Consider the following 25,518-nt stretch of genomic DNA (forward strand, 5'->3'; position numbering starts at 1 on the left):
GCGTTCGAGGATGTCGCGCCGGTCCGGGAGTTGGCGAAGTCCTTACAGATCGGTCAAGCCCGGTTCGGCGTCGCACAGTCCGGCGAGCTGCTCACGCATGTCCTCGACAAGGCCGCGCAGGGTGGGGTTGTCCTCCCCGCTGGCCGATGTCGCCTGGTGCCGGGCCAGGCCCTCGCGCAGGGTCTCGCAGGCCTCGGCCGTCCGGCCCGCCGAGTGCAGCACCTCCGCGTGCACGGTAAACGTGTACGGCAGCACGCCGCTGAACGAGACCTCTGAGTCAGCCCGGCGAATGATCTGCACGGACTCTTCCACAGCCCGCAGTGCCTCGTCGGCACGGCCGAGCAAGCTGAGCGATTTGGCCTCCAGGGACCGTGCCATCGCGGTAAACACAAGCCGAGGGGAGCGCACCGGCAGCCGCTCGGCGAGCGCGACCGTCTCCCTGCTGACGACCAGAGCCTCATCGGGACGGTCCAGCTCGGTCAACGCGCCCGCGTACTGGATCTGAGCCAGCATGAGCTGAGCCGACCACTCCCGGGGTTCGTCCCCCTCGTCCGCCGCCAGCTCTTGCAGCACGTCCACCCGCTCGCGCCCGACGGCCAAGTCCTCGCCGGATTCATCGGCTGTTTCGAGCCGCGCGGCCAATCCCCGCAATGCGGCCAGCAGGCTTTCGCGGGCCTCGGACTGGTCCCCCTCACCGTACTCGGCCAGCCGGCGACGCACCGTCACGGCTTCCCGGGCCGCGTCCAGGGCCTCGGCCGACGAGCCCTCGCCGGGGAAGCCTTCGACCGTGATGGCGAGCGCCTTCAAGGCGTTCGCGGACCGCCAGGACGAGACCGTCTCCCGGCAGAGCAGCACCGCTTCCCGCCAGGCGACGACCGACTCGTCAGGCAGGGCCGTCGCGGCCGACCGGTGCGCGTACGCCCGGAGGAACTCGGCGAGCATCGGCCCGAACAGCAGCCGGTTCCCCCGTTCCGGGTCGGCGAGCTCCCGGGCCAGCTCGATCGAGGCGCGGGCCGCGGCCAGGGCTTGTTGCGGCTCGCCGCAGCCGGCCAACCGGTTGCTGTGCGTGGCCAGGGCGCGGGCCAGCACGAAACGCGCGGTCTCCTGGTCGCCCGCGGCGGCGTCGCGCAGACCCTCACCGATGGCGACCGCCTCCCGCGAGGCAGCCAGGCCCAGGTGGTGCTCGCCGACCGCCGCCAGAACGTCGGAGTGCGACAGGAGGGACTCGGCCAGGCCGGGCAGCCGGATCACCGGGTCGCCCACGGCTGGATCAGCCAGCAACCGGCGAAGCTCGACCGCCTCGGCCGCCGAGGCCGCCCCGTCGACCGGCCTGCCCGCGCCGACCAGCAGCCGAGCCAGATCGGTCAACGCCGCGGCCAGATCGGCGCGGGGCGCGTCGGCAGGCTCGGCCGTGGGCAGCTGCCGCAGGATCTCGACGCTCTCCGTCGCCGCGGTCACCGCCTGCTCGGCGCGCCCCGACGACGCCAGGACCGCGGCGTACACCCCGAGGGCATGCGCCAGCACCGGTAGGCCCGCGTCGGGGTCGCCGTCGCGCGGGTCAGCCGCCCGCCGGCCAACCGCGACAGCCTCTCTCTGAACGGCGAGACCGTGCGCCGTCCGGCCCAGGTCGAGCAGCATCCGCGCCTGATTACCGAGGGCCGCGGCGACAGGCAGATACCGGTCCGGTCCGTCGGCACCGGCCGAGTCGGCCCGCCTGCGGAACTCGCCCGCGGCGGCGGCCATCGCCTCCACTGCCTCCTCGGTGCGGCCGGTCAGCTCCAGGGCCGTAGCCTGGTTGCTGAGGGCATCGGCGAGCCAGCGCCCGTCGTCCGGAAGCTGCCGGGCGAGCGCCACCGCCTCCTCGGCGACGACCGCCGCCTCGTCGGCTCGGCCGACGTCCATCAAGGCGATGACCAGCGCGTCGACGGCCCAGCCCAGCAGGACGAGGTGCCTCTCGGAGGCATCGCTCCCCGCCGCGGAGAGGCGCCGGCCGAGGCCGACCATCTCGCGCATCACCGGCACCGCCTCGGCCCGCCGGCCCAGCCGGCCCAGCAGTGCCCACAGGGTGAACAGCAGACTGAACAGGTGTTCCAGGTCGGCAGGGTCCGCGGCGTCTCGCCGCACTCGTGCGACGACGGCCTCCTGGACGGCGACCGCACCGGCCACGAGGTCCTCGTGCCGCCCAGTGGCAACCCGGCGGTAGGCGGCGTCACCCACCGCCGGGAGCAGGTCGGCGAGTTCCTCGAGCGCGCTGATCCGGGTGAGCGCGACGGCGCCCGCGGCCGGGGCGAGGTCGGGGTCGCGCCGCAACGCCGGGCTCAGGTGCCGCACCGCGACCTCGGGCCACCGCTGCGCGGCCTCGGCCAGGGTGCGCACTACCGCCGGGGCGTGCTTGTCGACCACGAACGGGCCGTGCTGGCCGCCGCCCGGTCCGGCATCTGCCGCGCCCGGCCCCGGGGTGAGCAACCGGTCGAGGGCCGTCGCAGCGAACGGGTCCGCGAGGTCGGCGAGCGAGTCCTCCGTGTGCGGTCCGTCGCCGGTGGCGCCGAGCAAGGCCGCGACGAAGTCCTCGGCCAGGCGGTCCGGCAGCAGTGCGACCAGGCCGGCCGACGGCGTGGGCGGCGGATAGCACCGGCGATGGTCGTCGACGAGGGTCCGGGTGGGTGCGCCGACGTCTTGCGCCGGGCCGCGTTGCACTCGGTCGAGCAGCCGCACCGCCGCCTGATCGTCCGCCGCGCCGCCGGTCAGGGCCAGCACGAAGACGGTTCGGGCGAGCACCCGCACCGAGCAGCGCACCGGTTCGGCCACTCCCGGTTCGGCCAGGCGCCGCCAGGCCCGAACCTCGCGCCGGATGAGGTTGCGCGAGGCGGTGGCCGGGTCGGTCGCGTACCGGGCCGCCTGCGCACCGGGAAGTCCGTCGTGGACGGCAAGCGCGGCCGCGAGCGCGGAGTACTGCACCGCCAGCGGGGTGCTGAAGCACTCCGCGGACAGATCGTCCGGGAAGGGGATCGCCGACGGATCGAGGTTCAGCCGGTCGCTGCTCGCGAAGGCGCCCGCCGCGGTCTCGAACAGATGTCGCCTCTGCCCGTCACCGGCGGGCAGGTCGCCGAGTTCGCGGCGGCTCGCCGCGACACCTGCCGCGCCCAGCAGGTCCGCGAGCGTCCACCAGAAGGCGCCCGACCGGGCCAGTAGCAGGAATCGCAGCCGGCCCCGGTCGGCCGCGCTCTGCACCGTCGGGTCCTCGAAGAGGGTGAGAAGGTCGTCCTGAGGCCAGCGGTCGGCGTAGTCGACCAGAATCAACGTGCCGTGGCGAGATTCGCCGTGCTCGGGCCGGCCGGACGATGAGAACTGCCGCGGGGTGCCGCTCAGCCCGGCGAGCCCGCCGCCGTCGAGGCGGTGCCGGGCCACCAGGACGTCCCAGTCAGCCGCCTCCCGGGCGCACTGCCGCGCCAACCGGGTCTTGCCCTGGCCGCCGGGCGCCGTCATCAACCGGGCTGCGACGGGGGCGTCGGTGACCAGCCAGGCCGCGACCTCGGCCCGTTCGGAGTCGCGCCCGACGTACGGCACGATTTCGTTCGCGGCAACCAGCCAGGCGCTCGGGCCGAGTCCGGCGCCGACCGGCTTGGGCGCAGCCGGCGGGCCCAAGGCGAATCCGGGCCGCCGACCGGCGATCTGGGTGACCACTTGCACCACATCGCCCCGTGCGCGGACCCGCCCGAGCGAGACGTCCTGGCGGGTGGTGCCGTCGTCGAGACTCATCCGATGTTCCGCGCCGGCCGGTCAGTCGCCGGAGCGCTGGTTCACGTTCTGCCGCACCGATCCGCCGGATCTGACCCGGCCGATGCGCACCGACTGGCTCACCCGGTCCCGCGCACCGTCCGCCTGGCTGCCCGAGCGCAAAGCCAAGATCGCGAATATCAGGCCGGGCAGGCCGAGCACTGCGGTGAACCCCTGCACGATGCCCGACCACTGGTTGGCCCGCTCCACGTCGCCGCGCGAGAGCATCCAGCCCAGCGCCGCCGCCGCAGCAGCGGCCACCAGCAGTGACACCGCGACGATCGTTCTGGTTCCCCGGCTCATCCGACACCTCCAGCTTGCGGGGCTCGCGTCCCCCACACCCCCCAGGGTAGGCGTTCGCTCTCCGTCCGTGCCGCGGGCGCGCACCCCCGCCATCGCCCCCGGCGCCCTCAACCCGCAGCCGCCCGGTCAGATCAGCCCGGCCACTACGGAGCGGGTCATGCGTGCTGCGACCGAACGGGGGACAAGTGGCCGACCTGGCCACGCAGCGCTCCGACACGGTCGGTATGCCAGTGCCCCGACCTGCTGAACCCCTTCTATCCTCTGACGCTGCACGGTGTGCAGAACGTGCTGCGCGAGAGCCGCGTTCGAAGGCATGATCGTCAGCACCGACAACGACCGGGGCTGGGAACAGCGCTGCCGGACGTGTTCCGCGGCCGCCCTTGCGAGGGTTACGTGATCGTGTCGGCGGGGGCAGCGTCGACCTTCAAGACGTGGAATCCCGCTCCTCGCCGATGCCGTTCCGCGGCGACCGACCGAGCGCGTACGGGTGACTCGCAACCTCTTCCGGACATCTTTCAAGATCACCTGCATGGCAGCTCGGACACTCGCAAGGTTCCCGTGGAACGGATCGCAGCCGCGGGCCTCCGGCGGCTTGGGAATGTCGTACCCGTCGATTAGAATGTATGTACGAAAAGGGCCTGTGAGCTGCTGATCTTCGGCGTGTCCTGAACGCCGAATGTCAGGTTTGGGCCAGTTAGGAGATCGACGTGACCGCGCCCGTTCGGACTGTCCCCTCGACCAACCCCGTGCCCGTCATCCCGCCCTACGCGACCATGCTCGGCTTCACCCGGTACGTGACCCGCACCGGCCCGGCGAAGGCCACGTTCGTCGGCGGGTTGCGCAAGGCCCGCGAGCGCCGGTCCGGTTTCAACCCGCACGGCCAGCTCGTCAAGGCGCTCAAGGCCGACATCGCCTTCCGCACCGGCGGCAGCTATCTGTCCGGCGTGGTCGACCTCGTCAAGGAACGGTGGAAGCCGCTCTACGAGTCGGTCAGCGCCGGCGCCAAGACCTACCTCGATTCCCTCGGCGACCCCGAGCGGGTCGGCCTGGCTCAGACCCGCGACGCCCTCGCCTCGGTCGGCCCGCTGGTGGTCAAGATCAACCCCCACTTCGGGCTCCGCTACGAGGACGGCCGCCGCGAGGCCGTACGCCTGCACTTCGACGAGCTGCCGCCCACCCCCGAGGCCACCACCGCGATGCTGCACCTGATGGCCCGCCACATGGACCAGATCCTGCCCAACGCCGAGCCCGTCCTGGTCGACCTTCGCCGTGGCGAGGTCCACCGCCTCGACCCGTCCGCCAAGCCCACCGACATCGAAACCTGGCTGGCCGGCGAGGCCGCCGCCTTCACCGCCATGTGGAGCACCGCAGCCGCCTAAAGTGTTGCCGCGCGACCGCCCCGACTCCCCGAATTGCCCCGGGGCGGTCGCCCTTACATCAACAAGGTCAGTCCTCAAGAATCCGAGTCCGTGAGTGAGATCGACCTGTGTCCGCGATGCAAGCGGTTCGGCTCTTGTGGATCAGCCTGTCCACGCTGCGAGTAGTCAGCAAGTCGGCAAGGCGCCAGGCATCGCTCGCGCCTACGCATGCGCGTGCAGCACCTCAGCAGTAACAAAATACTGAAATAGCCCATAGATCAATCCCGCGTGCGCGGGCAGCAGGCGGCACATAACAGCGCCCGGTTGGTGATGCTCGGACCATCCCCGCGTTCGTGGGGAGCAGACCAGCTCCAGCATCGCCTGCTCGGGGTTGCCGGGACCATCCCCGCGTGCGCGGGGAGCGGTGCGCCCATGTCGGCCTCAGCGTCGCCGACGCCGGACCATCCCCGCATGCGCGGGGAGCCGGTGGACAACGGCGTGGGGATCGTCTGTGGCCCGGGGCCATCCCCGCGTGCGCGGGGAGCAGATCGACAGCACGTGGAGGCTGGCGTGCAGCCGTGGACCATCCCCGCGTGCGCGGGGAGCAGGCGATCGTGAAGGTGTCGCCAGCCGTCACCGGAGGACCATCCCCGCGTGCGCGGGGAGCAGAACGCCGTCGACGACACCCCGCCACTGGTCGTGGGACCATCCCCGCGTGCGCGGGGAGCAGGTGTGGTAGATCTGCTGGACTTCGGCCCGGGTCGGACCATCCCCGCGTGCGCGGGGAGCAGGCGCCGCCGAGAAACCAGCCGATCCGTACGAGGGGACCATCCCCGCGTGCGCGGGGAGCAGGACGACGAGAAACGCGCGAAGTTCGTGCACCACGGACCATCCCCGCGTGCGCGGGGAGCAGGTCTGGTACGTGTTGCAGTCCGGCGGCGGCGCGGGACCATCCCCGCGTGCGCGGGGAGCAGGATCTCGGCCGGGTTCAGTGCGACCGGGATGCCGGACCATCCCCGCGTGCGCGGGGAGCAGAACTGGACGACGGCCGGGTGCGGGTCGACCCGGGGACCATCCCCGCGTGCGCGGGGAGCAGGCGCCGTCGTCCGTGCGGGCCGCGGCGAACGCCGGACCATCCCCGCGTGCGCGGGGAGCAGCCGTCGTCACCGCGGCCGCCAGCGCGGCTTTCGGGACCATCCCCGCGTGCGCGGGGAGCAGCCACGCCTTTAACGACGCCTGCCCGACCGTCGAGGACCATCCCCGCGTGCGCGGGGAGCAGGCTAATTGACCTGCAGGTTTGTCGATCAACTTCCCGGACTTTGTTCACTTTGGTGGCAACGGAGTCTGTATGGATCGTGGATCTCAAGGGCGAAGCCGAAACGCTTGGCGGGTTGCCCGCGGCCGATTGGCCGGTTTCGGCGACATGGCTCAGTTTAGCGCCGTCGTTGTCGGCTGGATGTCCTGAGATGCCGCGGAACGCAGGGCGTGGCAACATCAGAAATTGATGGCTGTGACAGCCATCGACTGTTACGCCACGCGCTACCGCCGGTGCCGCTTTCGAGCAGCTTGACGACTACATCTCGGGCTACGCTCTTTGCGGTTGGATCGCCGGCCAGGGTCAGGGTTGTGGCTGCCTGGGCAGGTGTTTGCCGGGTCTTATCTTTCGTAGTACTCGGGGTGGTCGGGCTGGCGCCGGGTGCTGACCAGTCGGTCGACTTGGTCGAGAACGCGGCGTGTGGGCCTGCATCACCGATGCAGGCCATATCCCGTCCCGTCCCGCGCGGGCGGCTGGACGACTGCTGAGCCGTTGGCTGGCGCGATGAGCTTGCGCCCGCTGTGAAAGGTCAGTCTGCAGTCGCCGCACGTCCGCACGTTCAGGCCTGGTCTCCGCGTATCCCGTGGAATGTCACCCTCGTCCGATCAGCCACAACGCCCAGCGCTTCCTGGGAACACCGGGGCACAGGGTGATCGTCGCGCCTGCCCGGTGTGTGGCGTAGGAAACACCCCCGCGTGTGGGGAACGGGCCGCCCGGGTCGGCCGAGATCCACCTGCGGCCGGCGGCATCATGCGACTCGACCACGGGCAGTACGGCTTCTTCCCAACGTTGATCGTCGCGGTCGAGCCGCCGCGCTACTTCGCGTACTGGTAGGCCAGCGGCTTCCCGGGCGAGGTGGCCACCGAGGGCAACGCCACCCTGGTCGAGTTCTTCCTGGAGCCCGAGGCCGACGGCACCCGCCCGCCGCTGGGACGACCGCCTGGCTAGGCAGCTGGCCGAATCCGGCCCGGCGGAGTGAAATTCCGGGGTTTCCCGCCGGGAATCACTTAGGAGCAGAACGGTTGCGACGATCCTCTCGGTGTACGAGGCAGGTCCGACGCGTCGGGGGGCGTTCGTCATGAAGGTGCTGGTCAGGAATTTGGCGTTGGCCGGGGTAGCGGCGGGCGCGATGCTGCACCCGGCGGCGGCGCGGGCTGCGGCGACGCCCGTGAGCCTGTCGAGTCTGGTGGCTTATGTCCGTAACGGTGACATCTATGTCAGCAAGGGCAGTACGGAGAAGCGCCTCACGACCGGCGGCGCTCATGCCCGGCCGCGCTGGTCGCCCGATGGCAAGTCGATCGCGTACCTGAAGGGCGGGCTGCTCTGGGTGATGCGGGCCGACGGCGGCGGTGGGCGCAAGCTCTCGACCCGCGCCGCGGCTGGGCCGTCGTGGTCGCCGGACGGCCGGTCGATCGCCTTCGCGTCGCTGTCGTGTTCGGGTGGGCCCGGGGTCTATCGGATCGCCGCCACCGGTGGGAAGGCCGAGGTGTTGTTCCCGCGGGACTGCCGCGGCGAGGATCTGCCGCCCGAGCCGTTGCCGGTAACCGCGCGTACGGGATCGCTGAGCGAGCGCCTGAGCACGGACGACGCGGTCGCCTGGTCGCCCGACGGGGCCAAGGTGGCGTTCCGGGGCGGTGACTGCGAGTCGGTCTACGACGCCTGCCTCAGCGTGGGGACGGTGGCCACCGGCGGCGAGCAGACGATCACGGCGTACGGCGGCGGCAGCCTGCAGAACAAGGGTTTCGCCGTGGTGCCGAGCTGGCGGGCGGACGGCGCGAAGCTTGCCTGGACCGCGTACGAGAAGGGTGAGACCAAGGCGGCCGACCGGCCCGTGCACCTGGTCGAGTACGACACGAAGACCCGCGCCAAGCGGACCGTCGGGGGAGCGCTCGACCGCGAGCTGGCCTACATCGACGCGAAGCGGGCGGTGGCCACCGGTCAGTACGGCAAGGGCTCCTGGGTGATGATCGTCGGTCTGGCCACCGGCGTCCGCATCCCCTTCCGCGAGGGTTCGCAGCCCAGCGTGCAGCCGGTGCGCTAAGCCGGCCCGCGAGGTTGCCGATGGGGTAGGTGATCGGGAGCAGGAACGTTGCTGAGGAGCATGCATGACCGTCTCCGGGCTGGGCACAGCTCGTGCCCCCCACTCGCCGCTCACGCCGCTGCACCGGGCGCCGCGTACCGAGAAGCCGGCCGACCGTTCGGACGAGAACCTGACCGGCCGCGACCGTGAGCTGATCTTCCAGGTCACCGGTCTGCGTGACCCGGTCCAGCAGAGCGCCACCGCCTTCGCCGCGATTCTCGCCGCCGAGCGTGCCGCGGGCCGGCTCGCGCCCGGCCAGGAGGTCACGGGCCTCTATCTCAAGGACCTCAACCGGCGGTACGAGCGGACCGGCGGCCCCAACCCGGTGGCCGGGCTCCTGCCCAAGGCCCTGACCTACCTCGCGCAGAGCCAGGGCGCCGTGAGCCGGATCGACGTCTCGGCGTAGAAAGACAGGCGTGACCCACCCGCCGATCCGCACCTTCCATCCGCGCCGGGGCCGCATGAGCGCCCGCCACTCCGACGCGCACGCCGCGCTCTGGCCGAGTCTCGGTCTGACCGTCCTGGACGGCGACCGCACCCCGCTCGACCTGGACGAGCTGTTCGGCGATCGGGCGCCCAAGGTGCTCGAGATCGGCTTCGGCATGGGCGACACCCTGGCTGCGACGGCTGCCGCCGAGCCGGGCCGCGACTTTCTCGGCATCGAGGTGCACACGCCCGGCATCGGGAATCTGCTGGCCGAGGTTCAAGATCAAAAGCTGTCCAACGTACGGGTGGCCCGGGGCGACGCGATGCAGTTGGTGCACCGCCTCGCGCCCGGCAGCCTCGACGCCGTGCACATCTTCTTCCCCGACCCGTGGCCCAAGGCCCGCCACCACAAGCGCCGCCTCGTGCAGCCGGCGAACGTGGCCCTGCTGCGCGACCGGCTGCGCCCGGGCGGGGTGTTGCACTGTGCCACCGACTGGCCCGACTACGCCGAGGCGATGGCGGCCACGCTCGACGCCGATCCGGGGCTCGAACTGCTCGACCACGACCGGGCGGGACGCCCCGAGACGAAGTTCGAGCGACGCGGCGCGGGAGCGGGCCGGCCCATCACCGACCTGCGCTACCGGCGTCGTACCGGAAATAGGTCTTCTGCGTAAATAGCGCCTTATAGGCTGGTGGGGTGAAAGAGGCCGGGCGTCTCGACGAGGATCTGCTGCATGAGGTCGCCGCGCTGCACCCCGCCTCGTTGGAGAGCGGCGGCGCCGACGAGCTGGCCGGCCTGCTCGCCGGGGCCGCGCACGCTCCGGTCGGCGTGATCTATCTCGTGCGCGAGGACACCCTGCGGCTGTACGGCGGTCACGGGCTGGCCGACGACTGGGGCCTGGCCGAGGCCCCGCTCAAGGGCAACCTGGCCGCCATCGTGGCTGAGTCCGGCGTCCCGCTGGTCATCGACGACCTCTCGGCCGACGAGCGCGTGCCGCCCGGACGTACCGGCGCCTACCTCGGCCACCCCATGCGCGACGGCAACGGGAACGTGCTGGCCGTCTGCTGCGCCGCCGACCACGAGCCACGGCAGTGGTCGGCCCAGGAACAGTCGTCGGTGGCCGCGGCGGCCCTGGTCGGCGCGCTGCTGATCACGGAGCAGCTCTCCCGGTACGAGATCGACCGCCAGCGCCGCTTCCTCGACGCGGTGCTCGAGAGCCTGCACGACGGCGTGACCGCCTGCGACGAGCAGGGCCGGATCGTCTTCGTCAACGAGCGGATGCGCCGCATCTGGGCCGATATCGGGGCCGCCGGTGAGGATCTGGGCCTGCACAGCGCGCTGCGCGGCGAGCACCTGCGCGACAGCGACGTCGTGCTCCCGGGCCACAACCGCCGGGTCCGGCACTACCTGGTCGACGCGCACCCGATCATCGGGCCGGGCGGGCAGACCGTGGGGGCCGTGCAGGCCGTGCAGGACGTCACCCGCCGCAAGCGGGTCGAGCGGTTCCGCACCTGCGAGCTGGCGGTGACCACGGCCCTGGCCGACTCGCCGAGCATCGAGGCGGCCGGCCCGCGCGTGCTCGAGGCCGTAGTCGGCACGCTGGAATGGGTGCACGCCGAGTTGTGGCTGGTCGACAAGGCGGCCGGGGTCGTGCGCTCGGTCGCGCGGTGGAGCGCGCCGGGCTGGCAGTCCGACATCGAGGTGCCGGTCGACCTGGCGTTCGGGGTGGGGCTGGCCGGGCGGGCGTGGCAGGTGGGCAAGCCGCTGTGGATCCGCGACGTGGGCCGGCCGCAGAGCCTGATCTCGCCCGAGACCGCCGCGTCGGGGGCTCTGCACTCGGCGCTGGCGGTGCCCGTACGGGAAGGCTTCGAGACCCTGGGCGTGCTCACCGTGTTCGCCGACACGGTCGAGGACCCGGAGGACGAACTGCTGGCCCTGATGTCCGGGATCGCCGCGCACATCGGCCAGTTCGTCGAGAAACACCTGGTGGACGACCTGCAACGGCAACTGATCCGGAGCAAGAACGAGTACCTGGCCCTCGTCGGGCACGAGCTACGGACGCCGCTGACGTCGATCAGCGCCTACACCGAGCTGCTGCGCGAGGCCGACGAGGTGAGCCTGATCAAGGACGGCCCGCGGCTGATCGAGGTGATCGAGCGCAACGCGCACCAGCTGCGCGACATCATCAACGAGCTCATGGAGCTGTCCGCGCTCGACACCGGTCACGCCGACGTCCAGCTCACGCCGATGGACCTGGCCGAGGTGGTGCGCGACTCGGTGGCCGAGGCCCGGACGGCGGTCGCCGGCGCGCCCCTGGTCATCGAGGACGACCTGCCCGAGCAACTGGTGCTGCCGGGGGACCGCAAGCGGCTGCGCCAGGTGATCGACAACTTGCTGGGCAACGCGGTCAAGTACAGCCCGGACGGTGGGCACATCGGGATCACGCTCAAGGCCTCGGGCCGGGCCGCCGAGCTGGCCGTGTCGGACACCGGGCTGGGCGTCTCGGTCGACGAGCGGGAGAAGCTGTTCACCGGGTTCTACCGCACCAGCCGGGCCCGCGACTCGGCGATCCCCGGCACCGGGCTGGGCATGACGCTGAGCCGGGCGGTGGTCACCCGGCACCACGGCAGCATCGAGCTGGTCGACCACGAGGGGAACGGCACGACGGTGCTGGTGCGGCTGCCCCTCGACGCCCCTTGACAACCTTCCCGGCCTGGCCGGTCTCGGCGCCTTTTACGGGCCGGCAGCTCGTGGGTCGCCCGGGGCGCCGCCGCTCACTGCGAATTGACTGTTGCTTCGATAAACGTCTCGTAACGGGGGCGGCTGCGACGCTTCGAAATCCGTTCCTGGGGTATGGCGACACTGCGTACTCCCGGCCGATGAAGGACCGACGCTGATGCAGCCGCAGCCTCCACGCCGTTCCACGCACGCGACCAACAGCCCGCTGAACCGGCTCGTCTACGACCGCTGGGGCGAGTTCGGGCGGCCGGTCCTGCTGCTGCACGGGCTGCTCTTCGATCGGACGATGTGGTGGCCGGTCGCGGCCGAGCTGGCCGGCGACTGCACGGTGATCGCGCCCGACCTGCCCGGCCACGGTCAGTGCCCGCCGCGCACGGACTACAGCCTGGAGCAGGTGGCCGCCGACCTGGCCCGTCTCGTGCAGGACCTGCAGTTGCACCGGGCGCCGATCGTCGTCGGCCACGGCACCGCGGCCTGGCTGGCGGTGGCGTTCGCCGACGGGTACGCCACGCACTGCCTGCTCACCCTGGACGAGCCGGCCGGCGAGCTGCCGGACACGGTCGACGACGTCGTGGCGGCGGCCGGGCTGGCGGCGGTGCCCGAGGCGTACCGTCAGTTCGCTGAGCCCCGGCGGGATCCGGCGCTGCTGAAGGCGTACGCGGGCTGGAAAGCGCAACCGCCCACCCGCCGCCTCGCCGTCGCCGGAGCCGGCCCCTCGGACCCGGCGGCGGAACGCGCTTTCGGCCACCTGACCGATCCGGAAGGCTTCGCCGCCCGGCTGCGCGCCCTGCTCTGAGGGTCGGGCACACTGGGCCGATGGCCCTGATCACCGTTGACTTCTACGCCGAGTCGCTCGACCTAGCCACGTCCATGACCGTCGTGCTGCCGCAGGAGGGGCCGGCGCCGCCGCCCGTGCTCTACCTGCTGCACGGCCTCACCGACGACCACACCGCCTGGACCAGGTACACCTCGATCGAGCGGTACGCCTACGACCACCGGATCGCCGTCGTGATGCCGCAGGTGCACCGCAGCTTCTACGCCGACGAGGCGTACGGGATGAAGTTCTGGACGTTTCTCTCGGACGAGCTGCCGCGCGTGGTCGGCCGGTTCTTCAACGTCTCGCAGAAGCGCGAGGAGACGTTCGTCGCGGGCCTGTCGATGGGCGGCTACGGCGCCTTCAAGTGGGCGCTGCGTCAGCCCGAGCGCTTCGCCGCCGCGGTCAGCCTCTCGGGCGCGCTCGACGTGGCCTGGCTGCAGAAGAACGACGACCGCCCGCACATCCGCGAGGTGATGGATCGCGTCTTCGCCGGCCGCGACGCCGCGGGCACCGACGACGACCTGTTCCAGCTGCTCGAACGGGCCGACCGGTCTGCCCTGCCGCGCCTGATGCTGCGCTGCGGCACCGGGGACCACCTGTTCGAGCAGAACGAGCGGTTCGTGCACGCGTGTGCCCGCGCCGGCATCCCGCTGGACAGCGAGTTCGAGCCGGGCGGGCACGAGTGGTCGTACTGGGACAGGCACATCCCGCGCGCCCTCGACTTCATCGCCAAGGGCTGATCAGCTGTCGTTCTCGCGTCCCTGCTGCTCGGCCAGGAAGCGCTCGAGCTCGGCCCCGAGCTCTTCCGCGGTGGGCAGCGGGCGGTCGCTGTCGGCCAGCAGGTTGCCCTCGCGGCCGCGCAGGAAAGCGTCGTATTGGGCCTCGAGCGAGGTGACCAGGCGGCCGGCCTGCTCGTCGTCGGCGACCTGCTTGTCCACGTCCTCCCGGACGACCTTGGCCGCCTCGCGCAGCTCACCGGTCGGCAGGGCCAGGCCGGTGGTCGACGAGACCGAGTCGAGCAGCAGTTCGCTGGCCGCCGGATAGGTCGTCTGGGCCAGGTAGTGCGGCACGTGCGCGGCGAAGCCCATGGCGTCGTGGCCGCTCTCGCCCAGCCGGAACTCGAGCAGGTTGCCGACGCTGGCGGGCACCTGCACCTTCTGCAGCCAGGGCTCGCGGTCGCCGAGCAGCGACTTGTCGGTGGCGTGGGCGGTGACGCTGACCGGGCGGGTGTGCGGCACAGCCATCGGAATGGCGTTGAGGCCCACCGTCAGGCGGACCCCGAACCGCTTGACCAGGCCCGTGACGGCCGCGATGAAACGCTCCCACTGCAGGTCGGGCTCGGGGCCGGCGAGCAGCAGGAACTCGGTGCCGAGCTGGTCGCGCACGAGGTGCAGGGCGAGGCTGGGCTCCTCGTAGCTGACCCAGTGGTCCTCGTCGAAGATCATCGGAGGGCGGCGGGAGCGGTAGTCGAGCAGCTGGTCGAGGTCGAAGGTCGCGACGACCTCACTGTCGAGGCGCTCGAGCAGGTTTTCGCGCGCGAGCTGGATGGCGCTGCCGGCGTCGACGAAACCGGTGAGGGCCTGGACCAGCACCGGCTCGGAGAGCTCGGGCAGCTCGTCGGCCAGCTCGTAGAGCTCGTTCGGATCGAGCACGTCGAGGCCTCCTGTGTTTTCGGGGGTGACCCTGCGAACAACCGGACCCGGTGATTAATTCCGGGCCATGGACGATCTTGCCAACTGGCTCTCGGCGAGGCGCGAGCGCACCTCGGCGGGCGGCAGCGGGCGGGAGAAGTGGTACCCCTGAGCAAAACGGTAGCCCAGGTCGCAAAGTGTTTCGGCCTGGGCGGCTGTCTCCACCCCCTCGGCGACCGCCTGCAGGTGCAGGCCCCGGGTGATCTGAATCATGGCGGCGGCGATCACGGCCTCCTCCGAGGCGCCGTCGATGCCGGCCACGAACGACTTGTCGACCTTGAGCGAGTCGGCCGGAACGGTCCGCAGCAGGCCGAGCGACGAGTGGCCGGTGCCGAAGTCGTCCAGCGCCACCCGCACCCCGAGCTGCTTGAGGGCGACCAGCGTGTCCAGCGCGACACCGCCGTCGAAGACCGCGGTCTCGGTGACCTCGACGACGAACTGCTCCGGGCGTACGCCGAACTCCTCCAGCGCGTCCCGGACCTCCTGGGCAAAGCCCGGCTCGCGCAGCTGCCGGGCCGAGACGTTGACCCCCAGGCGGCGGGGACCGGCCGCACCGAACTCGGCGTCCCAGGCCGCCAGCTGAGCCAGCGCCGTCCGCAGGATCCAGCTGCCGAGCGGCACGATGAGGCCGGTGCGCTCGGCGATCGGGATGAACGTGTCCGGGCCGATCTTCCCCGCCGGCCAGCGCACCAGCGTCTCCAGCCCGGACCAGGCGCCGTCCGGCAGCGACACGATCGGCTGGTAGACGAGGGTGAACTCGCCGGCGTCGAGTGCCCGGCGCAGGTCGGCGCCGAGCTGCTGGTCGGCCTCGTGGGTGCGTTCCAGGGCGTCGTCGTAGATGGCGAACCGGCCCTTGCCGCGGTCCTTGGCCGCGTACATCGCGACGTCGGCCCGCCGCAACAGCTCGGCTGCGGTGGCGCCGGGCCACGCCTCCGCGACCCCGATGCTGCCGCGCGCCAGCAGCTCGTGACCGCCGGCCCGCAGCGGCCGGCCCATCGCCTCGTTCAGGCGGCCCAGCACGGCGGCCGCCTCGGCCCCGGTCAGGCCGGGCAGCAGCAGCCCGAACTCGTCGCCGCCGAGCCGGGCGGCCAGGTCGCCGTGGCGCAGCTGGGTGCGGAAGCGCTCGGCGATGGCGGCCAGGAAGGCGTCGCCGACCGCGTGCCCCAGCCGGTCGTTGATGGTCTTGAAGTCGTCCAGGTCGACCAGGGCCAGGCAGAGCGGCTCGCCCCGGGCCAGCAGAGCCTGCGCCGACTGCTCGAACAGGGCGCGGTTGGCCAGTCCGGTCAGGCCGTCGTGGGTGGCCCGGTGGGTGAGCTCCTCCTGGTACTGGTTGAGCTGGGCGAGCTGCTGGTCGACGCGGTGCAGCAGCCGTCCGTTCTCGCGCAGCGCGCCGATCTGACGCACGGCGACCAGCGTGGTCAGCACGGTGGCGGCCGCCGCCACGACGAGCACGATCCCGCCGGAGTCGCCGCTGACCCACAGCAGCAGGGCGTCGGTGGCGGCCACCGCTGCGTACGGCACCACGCTGAACAGCCGGCGCCCGACCGGCCGGGGCGGCTGGCCGGCGGCCCGGCGCTGCCGGTCGGCGGCGAGCGCGACGCACAGCATCGTGGCCGGGCTGAAGATCTGCGAGACGCTGAGGCCGGGCGGCATGTGCACGACCAGCGGAAGCAGGCCACCACCGACGGTGCCGAGGATGGCGGCCGCGGCGAACCAGCGCAGCGTGCCGTGCTCGAGGCCGCCCATGCCGGTCATCGCGACCTTGACCAGGGCCAGGGCCACGATCAGGCCCAGGACGGCGAGCATCAGCATCGGCACCGTGGTGCGCCGGCCGTCGCCGCTGCCGATGGCTTGTACCGTGAAGTACCACGCGAAGACGGTCACGGTGACGCCGATGGTGAGCGCGTCGAGCACGAAGCGGGTGGTGGTGCTGCGGTTGCCGCCCAGGGGCAGGCGCAGCAGGGCCCAGATGACGAGCACGACGCCGGCCGTATAGCAGATCGACGTGGGCAGATCGTGCTGCTGCTGGCTGACCCGTTCCGGGTGAACCATGGACTGCCGGGCGTCGCCGATCGTGCCCAGGGCGATCAGCGCCGCGCACATAGAGATCGACCGCCATAGCCGTACGGCGACCCGGTCGAGCCCCGGCGTCCCGGCGGTCTGCCAGCATGCGACGGTCGTCACACCCATCAGAACGATGCCCGGCAGCCAGCCCCAGGCCGGGTTGAACCGGGGATGCGTGGCGTTGACCGCGTAGAGCACTATGGCTGTGACCTGCATGAGCGCTGCGGTGGCCAAGAGCGGGGTAAGGCGTAGGCGGGCCACAGGGCGGTCGTTCGTCACGCTCCGGAATATCGGCCGGACAGGTCTCTGGTTGAACACAACGATCACGAAGGCTCGCGTGCACGTGCATGTGCACGGCACAATGGCAAAGGAACGTTCCCTACCCCCTCGGAGCGATCTGGTGACCGAAGCCTCGAATCTGCCCACTGAGCTCACCGAAACCGACGCGCCTCCCGGCAATCTGTGGTCGCGGATGAAGGCCGACCCGCAGTACGCGCCGGAACACCTCGCCCTCGAAGCGGTCCGCCGCCTGGGCCCCGAGGCAGCCGCCTGGGCCGAGCACATGCGGGCCGAAAATCCGGAACGCACCCCCGACCAACTGGCCGACCTGGCCGTCAAGCGGTTCACCACGCTCGCCCGCATCTCGGGCGCCGTCTCCGGGGTCACCGGCCTGCCCGGCGCGGTTCTCGATGTCGGCGTCCTGGCCTGGAATCAGGCGCGCATGGTGCTGCACGTCGCCGCCGCCTACGGCCACGACCCGACCGCGCCCGAGCGGGCCACCGACCTGCTGGTGCTCCAGCGCGTGCACAAGGTGGCCCAGTCGGCCCGCCTGGCGCTGGGCGTCGCCGCCGGTCGCGAGCGTGCCGTCAAGCTGTTCGCCGGGGCGGCCTCGCGCCCGTTGTCCGGCGTGATGCTGCGGCTCGGCATGAAGCTGGCCCAGATGGCGGGCGTCCGCGCGGCCCGGCGCATGTTCGCCAAGATGATCCCGGGCGCGTCGATCGTCCTGGGCACCTGGGTCAACTCGGCCGCCACCAAGGATCTCGCCAACCGCGCCCGCGACGTCTACCGCCACGCCCGCCAGCCCGCCACGACAACTGGGACGAATACGACCGCGTGATGCGGGAGCAGCGCCGCACCGCGGTCCTGATCACCCCCGCACGCGTCTACGGCTAAGCGAATCGCCGCTCCGGACGATCGGTTTCCTCGAACGGATCCGATCCTCAAGGGGGCTGCGTGCGTCGTTGGCTGGGAGTTCTCGTCTTCGCACCGCTCGTGCTGGCCGGTTGTGGCAGCGGCGACGAGGCGAGCACGGCCGAGGGCGAGGGCGGCGGCAAGTCGTGGGTCGTGGTGACCACCGGCAGTGCCACCCCGTCGCCCGTGCCGAGCCGGGCCACCGGCACCCGCAGCCCGTTCCCCAGCGGCTTCCTGCCCCTGCCCACCACCACCGCCAAGCCCAAGGCCACCGGCACCTCCACCTGCCCGCCGGTCAAGGGCAACGTGATCAACGGCGCCGACGCCACCGCGGGAGCCACCAGCGGCACCGTGACCTGGTACGACCCGGCCACGTCGGACATCGTCGAATACCGGATCACCGCCATCAGCCAGGACGCCATGCTCGGGCCCCAGCGCGACGTCGGCTGGACGGTCGTCACGCCCGGGGCGACCTGTGGCTACAGGACAGCCACGGTGACCGGCCTCGACCGCGACACCCGCTACGTCTTCTCGGTCGACATGGTCACCAGCCGCAGAGCCCAGGGCAACGACGGCACGGTCGCGGCGACGGTCGCCCGTTCCCGGGTCGTCAAGACGTCGTGAGCGTTCCATTCTGAGCGCCTGACCGGCCGTCGGATCGTCAGGTCGTCGTGAGACCGGCCCGTGGCGTCCAGCCCTGAACGCGGGCGCGCCCGATGTCCAGCACCAGGCCGTCGGTCACCTGGTCGACGGCGTACGGCGTGAGGGCCCGCACCAGCCCGGCCGAGGCGACCGCCCGCGCGAGCCGCACGGGCACGTGCCGCACCGGCACCCCCAGCACAGCCGCCACCGCCGCGTCCCGAGAGTAGGCCGCCGCGTCAGCGATGTTGTATGCGCCGGTCGGCCACCGCCACGCGGCCAGGCAAGCCGACGCGAGGTTGTCGACGGACGTCAGGCTCAACGGCACATCCGGCCCCGGCAACCAGGCCCGGCCCCCGCGCACGACCCGCCTCAGCCGGGGGAGCAGGTGCGGGTCGCCGTCCCCGTAGACCGCGCGCGGCCGCAGCACAACCGCTCCCGCGGCCAGGGCCAGCCGCTCGCCTGCGGCCTTTGTCCGCCCGTACGCCGTCCGCTGCCGGTCGGCCGGGTGGTCCTCCCGCACCGGCGCCGGATAGGGGCCCGGGCGATAGATGCTGGCGCTGCTCACCCAGACCACCGGGGTGGTGCCGGCCGCCTCGAGAAGCCGTCGCGTCCCGTCGACGTTGACGGCAGCGAACTCCCGCTCGGCCCCGGAGTCACCGACCGCGGCCGCCAAGTGGAGAACGGCGTCGGCCCCGGCCAGATCGGGCGTCGTAGCCGTGGCGTCCCAGTAGACGTGCTTGCCGACCGGCCCCGGCTTCCGCCCCAGGCAGACCACGTCAGCGCCGGCCCCGGCCGCGAGCCGCGCCACCACTCCACCGCAGAAGCCGCTGGCTCCGGTAACCGCGACTCTCACGCTGTGCCTTTCATCGCGCCGGCGCCGACGTCGGGGCGTTCACCTGTGCCGCGTTGTTGTTCGGGGTGCTGCTCACGTTGTGGTCGTTGTTGTTCGGGGTGCTGCACACGTTGTGGTCGTTGTTGTTCGGGGTGCTGCACACGTTGTGGTCGTTGTTGTTCGGGGTGCTGCTCACGTTGTGGTCGTTGTTGTTCGCGGTGCTGCTCACGTTGTGCCCCGGACGATCAGCGAGCGCCAGCCCGGCAGCGCGGCCCGGCGGTCGGCGCGCGCCCGAACGACCACCGGCCGGTAGGGCGCCAGCGCGGCCAGCAGGTCGGCAAGTTGGGCGCGGGCCAGTCCGGCTCCCGGGCAGGCGTGCGGCCCGACGCCGAAGACCAGCTGAGCCGTACGGGCCGGCGCCGGATCGTCCACGCTGGGATCCCGCCGGTGGGCGTCGGCCGCGTGCCGCGCGATCAGCAGCAGCCGATCGCCCGGCTTCACCGGACACCCGCCCACCTCCGCGTCCGCCGCCACCACCCGCGGCAGCAGGGGAGTCGGCGCAACGACCCGGAACAGTTCGTCCACGAGCACAGGGCTCTCCGCGTGCTCCCACAGCCGGTCGTCGCAGACCCAGGCCGCCGCCCGGGGCAGCGCCGCCACCGTGGTGTTGATCGCCGCCACCGCGAGCATCGCGTTCAACCCCGCGTCAGCGGGCCGCCCGGCCGAATCCCGCGCGCAACCGACAGCAGCCTCCACCGAGCCCGCGTTCGAGCCCGCGTCCGAGCCCGCGTCCGAGCCCGAGCCCGAGCCCGCGTCCGAGTTCGTGGCCGCGTCCGAGTTCAGGGCCGCGCCCGACTCTGAGTCGGCGCCCGAGCCGTGCGGGGCGACGAGGTCGAGCAGCTGGTCGGCCGTGCGGGACGCCGAGCTCTGGGCCCGCCGCCCACCCAGCCCCGACAGATGCGCTCGGGCAGCCGCGGCCGCCGAAGACCGGGCCACGTCCGCGAGCCGCACCGGATCGACGTCGAGCTCGAGCAGCGCCGCCGCCGTCGCCCCCGCGATCTCGGCTGTCAGCGGCACGAGGTCGACAGTGCCCCCGGCCCCGAGCACCGGAAGCCGGTCGTCGAGCAGCTTCGCCCAGACCGGCCGCAGCCTCGCTATACCCGCGGCCCCCAGCAGCGCCGCAGTCTCCCGCCGGGCATCGCGATGCTCGTCCCCCTGCTGGTCGAACAGTGCCCCGGCACCACCGAGTTCCCCCGCCGCGCCCCCGGTCGTGCCCGCCGCCGTTCGGTCGAGGGGCACCCGGGTCAAAGCCGCCCGGAACGCCTCACGCTCGTGCACCAGCACCGTGCCGCCCAGCCGCAGTGCCGGCCACCGCCGAGTGGCCTCCAGCAGCGCGAACAACACCGGATGGCTCCGCAGATAGACCCGCCGATCACGCCCCCGGGCCGAGCCGCCGCTCACTCGCCCGCCTCACGACGATCTTGCAGTTCCTCGGAAGCAGCCGCCGCCTCCCCCGCCCACCCTGGGTAGCGGACAGTACGCGATTTCTCCTCGGACGCGGGCTTGCCTGTGGATGAGCGTCGTTGCCGCGGCACCCCCGGAACGTCACCTGTGGATAACTTCCCGCCGCCGGGATGCCGCCCGGGCACAATGGCCCCGCGAGAGAGAACGGCCAGAGCGGCGACCGTGGCGGCCCGGTCGGGCTTGCGGGACCGGCCGGCCAACGGGATCGGCCCGAAGACCACCGCATCGGGCCGGGCCGAGCCCATCCGGGCCAGCGGCTCGCGCAGGGCCTCGCGCACGTCGCGCTCGGCCGCGCCGGCGGCGGCCTGCACGACCGCCACCACGCGCTCGTCGCCGTCCTCGGCGGGCACGCCGACCAGCAGGGCGAGCTCGACCCCGGGCACGTGCAGCGCCGGCTCGTACAGGCCGGGATAGATGTTTTCGGCGCCGCGCAGAATCATGTCCTTCGCGCGGCCGGCCAGTGTCACCGTGCGGCCCTCGACCCGGCCGATGTCGCCGGTGGCCACCCACGAGAACGGCTCCTCGCCCAGGTAGCGGTCGGCGGCGGTCGGCCCGGCCAGCAGCACTTCACCCGAGGGGGACACCCGGGCCTCGACGCCGGGTAGCAACGAGCCGACCAGATCGCCGTCGCCGTCGTAGGCGCTCTTGGCGGCCGACTCCACGGCCGCGGCGGGGAAGACCTCGGTCAGCGCGTAGACCCCCCACGCCTCTTGCGCCCCGGCCCGGCGCACCGCGGCCAGCAGCGAGGCGCTGACCGGGGCCGACCCGCTGTAGACGCGACCGCTGAACCGGCATCCGTCGGCCAGCGCCGCGCGCAACTGCGGCGGGGTCAGATAGACGGCCTGCGGCTGCAGGGAGCGCAGTTGCCGTCGCAGCCCGCGGCGGGCCGGCAGGGCCACCGGCGCCCCACTGGCCAGCGACGGCAGCAGCACGAAGAACGTTCCGCCCAGCACCGGCGAGCCGGGCTGGGGACGCACCAGGTCACGCACCGCGGTCATCCCGGCCGAGATCGAGGCCCGGGTGTGCACGACGGCGCGCGGCCGGCTGGTCGTGCCCGAGGTGAACACGACCACGGCGTCGCCGTCCCCGGCGTACGCGGAAGGAAGCCGACCTCGGCGGGGCGGCAGGGCCGGGTGTGCACCGGGGAGCCGGCGCCCGATGGTGCGGACCGGCGCGATAGCGCTCAGGTCGGGCAGGGCGAGGTGCGCGCGCCGGGCCAGCGGCGCCGCCCACCCGGCCACCGCCTGCGCCGCCGCGTCGGCCAGCACCAGGCGGGGCGACGCCAGCGCCAGCCGGGCCAGCACCACCTCGGGCCCGGCCGTCGGGTCGACCACGGCGATGCGCAAACCCAGGTGGTACGCCGCGAGCAGCGTCGCCAGCGAGCGCGCCCCCGGGCGTACGGCCAGAGCGACCGTCTCGCCGGCGACCAGTCCCTCGGCCGCGAGCGCCACCGCGTAGCCGCGGACCAGTCGGGCCAGGTCGCCGCGGCTGGTGCCGGGCAGGGCCGGGCGGTTGTCGTCCTCGTGCAGGCTCGCGATCAGTTCGGCGAGCATCAGCGAGGATCCGCCGTGCGCGCGCCGCTGCCCTTGTCGAGGTACCACTTCGCGGTGCCGACCACGCCGTACGCCCGGATCCGCCGGGTGGAGTTGGCCACCACCATGTGCCGGCTGTGCACGATCGCCGCAGTGGTGCGGCGTACCCGGTTGAGAAAGGCGCGGTCGGTGGGGGAGGGCCGCCGCGGCATGCCGCCGCACGCCTCGTACAGCGCCGCGGTGATCGCCATGTTGTTGCCGGCGTGCATGCGGTACGGCGCCTTGAACTCGGCGCCGCGGTGGGCCGGGCGCACCCGCCCGAAGGTCGCGGCCAGCGTCACCAGCAGGCTGAAGAACGCCCGCCCGAGGGGCCCGTGCTCGTCGCTGCGGGCGGTGATGCGCCCGCACGCCAGGCCCCCGCTCCGCACGAGAGCGACGCGGGCCGCCGCGACCCAGCCGGGGGCGGGCAGGCAGTCGGCGTCCGTGCGGGCGAGGTGTTCGGCCCCGGCCGCGATCGCGTGCCGGAAACCCGTGTCGACCGCGCAGCCCACACCCTTCTCGGGCTCGACGATCACGTGGACCGGGAAGGGGGCGCGGAATCGCCGGGCCACTTCGCCGGTGGCGTCGGTCGAGTTGTTGTCGACCACCAGCAGCGTGAAGTCGGTGTCGGTCTGCGCGGCCAGCGCCTCGAGGGTGGCGCCGAGGCGGGCGGCCTCGTTGTAGGCGGGCACGATCACCCAGAGCGGGGCGGTCACGAGACCTGCCACACCATCGTCATGAGGCTGACGCCACCGCCGAGCCCGACCATCAGCACCCGGTCGCCGGCGTTGAGTCCCGGGCGTACGCGGCCCAGCTGCACCCCGATCGAGGCCGACGCCATGTTGCCGAGCTCGTCCACCGTCACCTCGAGCTTGTCGCGCGGCACCCCGGTGACCGCGACGAACCTTTCCAGGTAGGGGAGCGTCACCTGATGCACGAGCACCTTGGCATAGTCGTCCCACCCGAGGCCGGTACGAACCGAGACCCGCTCGATGAGGCCGGCGCCGATCCGTTCGAAGACGTCGCGCAGCCGGCGGCCGTCCCCGCTGAAATAGGTGTGCTCCTCGCTGCGCGGGTGCCGTGAGCCGCCGCCGAAGATGCCGCCCACCGCCCAGTGCTCGGAATGCGTCTCGGTGTCCACGTCGAGGATGCCGCCGCCGGTGACCGGTTCGACCAGCACGGCCGCGCCCGCGTCGCCGAACGTGTAGCCCGCGAACGCCGTCCGGGCCTCGGCCAGCCCGCGCAGTCGCGGCCGCATGGCCCGCGTCGGCGTCTCGCCGGTCACCACCAGCGCCTTGCCGGCCCGCCCGGCCAGGATCATCGAGCGGGCCAGGTCGATGCCGTTGAGGAAGCTGTTGCAGGCGTTCGTCACGTCCAGCGCGTGCCCCCGGCTGCCCAGCGCGGCCTGTACGACGTGCGCGGTGGCCGGCTCGGTCATGTCCCGCGTCGCGCTGGCGAACAGCAGCAGGTCGACGTCGAGGGGGTCGGTGCCGGTGTCGGCCAGCACCTTGGTCGCGGCGTCGATGGCCAGATCAGAGGCGTACTCGTCGTCGGCCGCGACCTGCCGCTGCCGGATGCCCGTCGTACGCCGGAACAGCCCGGCCGGCACCGGCAGGCCACCCGCCACCCGCTGCTGCAGGTCGTCGGTCAGCTCGGTCCGGGCCGGCAGGGCGTACGCGACCCCGGTTATGCCCGCGTTCACGCTGCTCAGGAACGGCTCGATCCCGCGGGCTCGCGCACGAGGGTCTGGTCTTCGTAGCAGTACTGCCAGCCGTCACCCTCCTGGAGCGAGCGGATCAGCGGGTGCCGGCTGTCCTCGTAGTGGGCCGTGGCGTGCTTGTTCTTCGAGTCGTCGCAGCAGGCGACCTGGCCGCACGTCAGGCACATGCGCAGCTGCACCCAGGTGTCGCCGATCTCGACGCATTCCTGGCATTCGTCCTCGTCGGTCTCGGTGATGTTGATCCGGTCGAGGTGGGTGCAGGCGGTGCTGATCGTCTCTTCCCGCACATACCGCCAGCGGTCATGCAGCAGCCGGTCGGGGATGATCCGGGCCAGGTATTTCGAGTTGGCGGCCAGGATCGGCGCCAGCACGGCCAGGATCAGCACGTAGAGCGCGATGAACGGGCCGATCCGTTCGTCGAGCCCGGCCCCGATGGCCAGGGTGGCCAGGATCAGCGAGAACTCGCCGCGGCCGAGCACGGTCAGGCCCACGTTGGCCGCGCCGCGCTGGTTGAGCCCGAACAGCCGGGCCGTGATCAGACCAGCGGTGACGTTGGTGACGACCGTCATGCCGACGGCGATGAGCACCGGCACGGCGACCGAGCCGATCTCGCCGACGTCGATGCTGGTGCCGAACGCGATGAAGAAGATCGCGGCGAACACGTCGCGCAGCGGCACGGCGATGCGTTCCGCCCGTTCGCGGATCGACGTGCGGGCCACCACCAGACCGATCATCAGCGCGCCGATCGCGTCCGAGACGCCGATCTCGGCCGAGATGCCGGCCACCAGCACGACGAGGCCGATCATGATGATCGCGACCAGCTCGTCCTCGCGGCTGTCGAGCACCTTGCCGATCCACTTGGCGCCCCAGCGGGCCACGCCGAACAGCACGGCCAGGTAGCCGAAGCTGATGCCGATGCGCAGCAGCAGCTCGCCGGCCGAGCTCGCGCCGGACAGGATCGGGCTCAGCAGGGCCAGGTAGAGGGCCAGAAACAGGTCTTCGATGACGATGATGCCGAGGATGACCGGGGTCTCGGCGTTGGCCAGCCGGCGCATCTCGATCAGCAGTTTGGTGGCGATGGCGGACGACGAGATGCCGACCGCGCCCGCGATCACGAACGCTTCCTTGGCGCCCCAGCCGAGCGCGAAGCCGAGCCCGAGCCCGGCGCTGATGTTGATGCCGATGTAGGCGCCGGCCGCGATGTAGAGCCGCTTGCCGCTGCCCAGCACCTGTTCGACCGGGAACTCCAGGCCGAGGTGGAACAGCAGCACGACCAGGCCGAACAGGGCCAGGATGTCGAGGTCTTCCGGGTGCTCGAAGGCGACCGGACCGCCCGTGCTGGGCCCGAGCAGGATGCCGGCCAGCATGAAGAACGGCACGGTGGGCAGGCCCATCCGCCGCCCGAAACGGGCGAGCAGGCCGGCCACCAGGATCAGCGCGCCCAGCCCGATGAGATTTGCGTGCACG

The 25,518-nt window shown here is 72.2% G+C and carries 20 protein-coding genes and 1 CRISPR repeat array; of the genes, 9 read left to right on the plus strand and 11 right to left on the minus strand.

What is annotated here, in order from left to right:
- Positions 1-42: 42 nt before the first annotated feature.
- Positions 43-3,759, minus strand: a complete 3,717-nt coding sequence (locus LXN57_RS15280; RefSeq protein WP_251798829.1) for a hypothetical protein — start codon at positions 3,757-3,759, stop codon at positions 43-45.
- Between the two features lie 21 nt (positions 3,760-3,780).
- Positions 3,781-4,080: a hypothetical protein gene (locus tag LXN57_RS15285; protein ID WP_251798830.1), complete on the minus strand. Its 300-nt coding sequence runs from the start codon at positions 4,078-4,080 to the stop codon at positions 3,781-3,783.
- Positions 4,081-4,853: 773 nt separating this feature from the next.
- On the opposite strand from LXN57_RS15285, the gene LXN57_RS15290 reads away from it, so the two are divergent.
- The 7 genes from LXN57_RS15290 to LXN57_RS15320 all read left to right on the plus strand — a co-directional run bounded on the left by LXN57_RS15290 (position 4,854) and on the right by LXN57_RS15320 (position 13,556).
- Positions 4,854-5,459, plus strand: coding sequence for a hypothetical protein (locus LXN57_RS15290; RefSeq protein ID WP_251798870.1), 606 nt, complete (start codon positions 4,854-4,856; stop codon positions 5,457-5,459).
- A 254-nt stretch (positions 5,460-5,713) separates the two neighbouring features.
- Positions 5,714-6,717: direct repeats of the CRISPR family, unit length 28 nt; unit sequence GGACCATCCCCGCGTGCGCGGGGAGCAG.
- Positions 6,718-7,831: 1,114 nt separating this feature from the next.
- Positions 7,832-8,794 carry a TolB family protein gene (locus tag LXN57_RS15295; protein WP_251798831.1) on the plus strand — a complete coding sequence of 321 codons (963 nt, stop codon included), beginning with the start codon at positions 7,832-7,834 and terminating at the stop codon, positions 8,792-8,794.
- A gap of 64 nt (positions 8,795-8,858) precedes the next feature.
- On the plus strand, positions 8,859-9,239 hold the full coding sequence (locus tag LXN57_RS15300) for a hypothetical protein (protein WP_251798832.1): 381 nt from the start codon (positions 8,859-8,861) through the stop codon (positions 9,237-9,239).
- A 55-nt stretch (positions 9,240-9,294) separates the two neighbouring features.
- Positions 9,295-9,933, plus strand: coding sequence for a tRNA (guanosine(46)-N7)-methyltransferase TrmB (gene trmB, locus LXN57_RS15305; RefSeq protein ID WP_251798871.1), 639 nt, complete (start codon positions 9,295-9,297; stop codon positions 9,931-9,933).
- Positions 9,934-9,956: 23 nt separating this feature from the next.
- Entirely contained in the window at positions 9,957-11,960 is a 2,004-nt protein-coding gene (locus tag LXN57_RS15310) for a sensor histidine kinase (protein WP_251798833.1), read from the plus strand.
- Between the two features lie 196 nt (positions 11,961-12,156).
- On the plus strand, positions 12,157-12,795 hold the full coding sequence (locus LXN57_RS15315) for an alpha/beta fold hydrolase (RefSeq protein WP_251798834.1): 639 nt from the start codon (positions 12,157-12,159) through the stop codon (positions 12,793-12,795).
- A gap of 20 nt (positions 12,796-12,815) precedes the next feature.
- Positions 12,816-13,556 carry an alpha/beta hydrolase gene (locus tag LXN57_RS15320; protein ID WP_251798835.1) on the plus strand — a complete coding sequence of 247 codons (741 nt, stop codon included), beginning with the start codon at positions 12,816-12,818 and terminating at the stop codon, positions 13,554-13,556.
- Here LXN57_RS15320 and LXN57_RS15325 read toward each other — a convergent pair whose 3' ends face one another.
- Both LXN57_RS15325 and LXN57_RS15330 read right to left on the minus strand, forming a co-directional pair.
- Positions 13,557-14,468: a proteasome assembly chaperone family protein gene (locus LXN57_RS15325; protein WP_251798836.1), complete on the minus strand. Its 912-nt coding sequence runs from the start codon at positions 14,466-14,468 to the stop codon at positions 13,557-13,559.
- Positions 14,469-14,522: 54 nt separating this feature from the next.
- Positions 14,523-16,850 (minus strand): putative bifunctional diguanylate cyclase/phosphodiesterase, encoded by a 2,328-nt coding sequence (locus LXN57_RS15330; protein ID WP_251798837.1) that lies wholly within the window; start codon positions 16,848-16,850, stop codon positions 14,523-14,525.
- An 82-nt stretch (positions 16,851-16,932) separates the two neighbouring features.
- Here LXN57_RS15330 and LXN57_RS15335 point away from each other — a divergent pair, with 82 nt between their 5' ends.
- Both LXN57_RS15335 and LXN57_RS15340 read left to right on the plus strand, forming a co-directional pair.
- Positions 16,933-17,688 (plus strand): EcsC family protein, encoded by a 756-nt coding sequence (locus LXN57_RS15335; RefSeq protein ID WP_438872875.1) that lies wholly within the window; start codon positions 16,933-16,935, stop codon positions 17,686-17,688.
- A gap of 116 nt (positions 17,689-17,804) precedes the next feature.
- Entirely contained in the window at positions 17,805-18,386 is a 582-nt protein-coding gene (locus LXN57_RS15340) for a fibronectin type III domain-containing protein (protein ID WP_251798839.1), read from the plus strand.
- A 37-nt stretch (positions 18,387-18,423) separates the two neighbouring features.
- Here LXN57_RS15340 and LXN57_RS15345 read toward each other — a convergent pair whose 3' ends face one another.
- From LXN57_RS15345 to LXN57_RS15375, 7 genes are read right to left on the minus strand one after another with little or no spacing between them, the layout of a single operon-like run.
- Entirely contained in the window at positions 18,424-19,257 is an 834-nt protein-coding gene (locus LXN57_RS15345) for an NAD-dependent epimerase/dehydratase family protein (RefSeq protein WP_251798840.1), read from the minus strand.
- A 10-nt stretch (positions 19,258-19,267) separates the two neighbouring features.
- Positions 19,268-19,465 carry a hypothetical protein gene (locus tag LXN57_RS15350; RefSeq protein ID WP_251798841.1) on the minus strand — a complete coding sequence of 66 codons (198 nt, stop codon included), beginning with the start codon at positions 19,463-19,465 and terminating at the stop codon, positions 19,268-19,270.
- A complete protein-coding gene (locus LXN57_RS15355; RefSeq protein ID WP_251798842.1) occupies positions 19,462-20,697 on the minus strand; it encodes a cytochrome P450 family protein in 1,236 nt (411 codons plus the stop codon). The genes LXN57_RS15350 and LXN57_RS15355 overlap by 4 nt, the downstream gene beginning before the upstream one ends.
- Complete coding sequence (locus tag LXN57_RS15360; protein ID WP_251798843.1) at positions 20,694-22,313, minus strand: AMP-binding protein; 1,620 nt, start codon at positions 22,311-22,313, stop codon at positions 20,694-20,696. The genes LXN57_RS15355 and LXN57_RS15360 overlap by 4 nt, the downstream gene beginning before the upstream one ends.
- On the minus strand, positions 22,313-23,047 hold the full coding sequence (locus LXN57_RS15365) for a glycosyltransferase family 2 protein (protein ID WP_251798844.1): 735 nt from the start codon (positions 23,045-23,047) through the stop codon (positions 22,313-22,315). Before LXN57_RS15365 ends, LXN57_RS15360 begins: the two co-directional genes overlap by 1 nt.
- Complete coding sequence (locus tag LXN57_RS15370) at positions 23,044-24,033, minus strand: 3-oxoacyl-ACP synthase III family protein (RefSeq protein ID WP_251798845.1); 990 nt, start codon at positions 24,031-24,033, stop codon at positions 23,044-23,046. Before LXN57_RS15370 ends, LXN57_RS15365 begins: the two co-directional genes overlap by 4 nt.
- Positions 24,034-24,038: 5 nt before the next feature.
- Entirely contained in the window at positions 24,039-25,517 is a 1,479-nt protein-coding gene (locus LXN57_RS15375) for a cation:proton antiporter domain-containing protein (RefSeq protein ID WP_251798846.1), read from the minus strand.
- Between the last annotated feature and the right edge of the window lies 1 nt (position 25,518).

The organism is Paractinoplanes hotanensis, from assembly GCF_023717965.1.
Lineage (GTDB): Bacteria > Actinomycetota > Actinomycetes > Mycobacteriales > Micromonosporaceae > Actinoplanes > Actinoplanes polyasparticus.